The 2631-nt window shown below is 61.8% G+C and carries 2 protein-coding genes; both read left to right on the top strand.

The features are described from left to right. Positions 1-482: cation transporting ATPase C-terminal domain-containing protein (locus VJ604_RS14170; protein ID WP_324083547.1), on the top strand; the 482-nt coding region annotated here is incomplete at its 5' end. Between the two features lie 137 nt (positions 483-619). Continuing rightward, positions 620-2631 (top strand): glycogen/starch/alpha-glucan phosphorylase (locus VJ604_RS14165; protein ID WP_324083545.1); only part of this gene is annotated, 2012 nt, incomplete at its 3' end.

The raw sequence follows: 2631 nt of genomic DNA, 5'->3' as shown, positions 1-2631 counted from the left end.
CGGCCGATGAGGACCTGATGCAGCGCCCTCCGCGCGACGCCGCGCGCGGCATTTTCACCCCAGCCGTGGTGGCCCTGATGCTGGCCGCGGGCGTCTGGTCGTCCCTCGCCAATCTGGCCCTCTTCACCTGGGCGCGCAGTTCCGGGCGAAGCGACGGCGAGGCGATGATGATGACCTTTCTCTCCCTGGTGCTCATCCAGTTTTTCAACGCCTACCACTTCCGTTCCGATCGCCATTCAGTGCTCAGGCGCCCGTTCGCCAACAAGTGGCTCAATCTGGCGATCCTGTGGGAGATCATGCTGCTGCTTGCCATCGTCTATCTCCCCGTGCTGCAGAAGGCCTTCGGTACCTCGGCGCTCGGAGTGCGCGAGTGGGTCTCTATCATCATCACCGCCTTCTCCATCTCACCGGTACTTGAGGGAGTCAAGTGGCTCGTGAGGCGGGGTACCTTCGGATCTTTCGACACCCGCCACGTTTCCTGAGGTGCCGAGCTCCACGGCGCCTGCAGACAGCAGGACAGCCATTTCCCGTCGTTCAGGGTTTTGAATTTCACGAAAATGGATACAATTGAACAGTTCATCCAGCTCCGGAACTGACCGGGCATCAAAAGGAGCGAGACATGCAGACCGGAAACCACAGGATCTCCAAACCTCTTAGCATCAGCGATCTGCCGGCGTTGCCGATGGACCCGCAAAGCCTCGTGCACGATTTCATCCACCACTACACGCACCACTTAGGACGCGACAAGTATTGCCGCTCTGTGCGCTACCACTACCATGCGCTTGCCTTCACCATCAGGGAACGGCTGCTTGAGCGCTGGAACAATACCCGCTACGCCTATATCGCCGCCAATACCAAGACCGGCTATTACCTCTCGCTGGAATTCCTTATGGGGCGCGCACTTGGTAACGCAATGCTGAACCTCGACATCACCGATTCAGCGACCGAGGCTCTGCACCGGATCGGGCTCTCCATGGAGGAAGTTTCCGACGAGGAGATCGACGCCGGGCTCGGTAACGGCGGTCTGGGGCGGCTGGCGGCCTGTTTCCTGGATAGCTGCGCCACCTTGCAGCTCCCCGTCATGGGGTACGGCATCCGTTACGAGTACGGCATGTTTCGCCAGCGCATCGAGGACGGGCGGCAGGTGGAGGAGCCGGACCACTGGCTGCGCGACGGCAACCCCTGGGAGCTTGAGCGCCCGGAATACACCCAGGTGATCCGCTTCGGCGGGCGCTGCGAGTATGCGCGCAACGAGGCGGGTGGCTACGGTTACCGGTGGGTCGATACCCACGAAGTCCTGGCCATCCCCTACGACTTCCCCATCCCCGGCTACCGCAACGGGACGGTCAACACCCTGAGGCTCTGGAAGGCGGCCGCCACCGACGCCTTCGACTTTGACGAGTTCAACGCCGGCAGTTACCCCGAATCGGTCGCCATGAAGAATGCGGCGGAAAACATCACCATGGTGCTCTATCCCAACGACGCCAGCGAAAGCGGCAAGGAGCTGAGGCTGCGCCAGCAGTATTTCCTTGCCTCCGCGAGCCTGCAGGACATCTTCGCCCGCTGGAAGTCTCGCCAGAGAGGGGATCTTGCCCATTTCGGCGACAAGAACGTCTTCCAGCTGAACGACACCCACCCGACCTGCGCAGTCCCCGAGTTGATGCGGCTTTTGATGGACGAGCACGGCATGGGCTGGGACCAGGCGTGGGGGATCACCACCCGCACTATGGCCTACACCAATCACACCTTGTTGCCGGAGGCGCTGGAAAAATGGTCGGTGGCCCTCTTCAGGCAGCTGCTGCCGCGCCTTTTGGACATAATCTACGAGATCAACGCGCGTTTCCTGGGGGAGGTCTCCACCCGCTGGCCCGGCGACAGCGACCGGCTCAGGCGGATGTCGATCATAGAGGAGGGTCCCGATCCGCAGGTCCGCATGGCCTATCTCGCCATCGTGGGGAGTTTCTCCGTCAACGGCGTCGCGGCGCTGCACTCCCAGTTGCTGGTGGAGGGGCTTTTCCGTGACTTCTACGAGCTGTGGCCGGAGAAATTCAACAACAAGACCAACGGTGTGACGCCGCGCAGGTGGCTCGCCTGGTGCAACCCGGGGCTGAGCGCCCTGATCGGCGAGAAGATCGGCAGCAGCTTCGTGGCGGACCTGGGGCGGATAAAGGAGGTGGCGCCTTTCGCCGACGATCCCGATTTCCGCAGGCGCTGGCACGAGGTCAAACACAACAACAAGGCGCGGCTGGCCGCCCTGGTACAGGAACAGTGCGGGGTGACCTTCAACCCGGACAGCCTGTTCGATGTGCAGGTGAAGAGGATCCACGAGTACAAGCGGCAGCTGTTGAACATCCTGCACGTGATCCATCTCTACGACCGGATCAAGAGGGGAGATGTAGGCGAGTGGACCAACCGCTGCGTGCTGATCGGCGGCAAGGCGGCCCCCGGTTACTACATGGCCAAAATGATCATCAAGCTGATCTCCAACGTCGCCAAGGTCGTCAACGAAGATCCCGACGTGGGCGATCTGCTGAAGGTCGCCTTCCTCCCCAACTACCGGGTTACCGCCATGGAGATCGTCTGCCCCGGCACCGACCTTTCCGAGCAGATCTCGACTGCCGGCAAGGAGGC

Source organism: Geomonas sp. (genome assembly GCF_035254065.1).
GTDB lineage: Bacteria > Desulfobacterota > Desulfuromonadia > Geobacterales > Geobacteraceae > Geomonas.
Note: the sequence above shows the minus strand (reverse complement) of the source record. Positions and strands in the feature narration are given on the sequence as shown.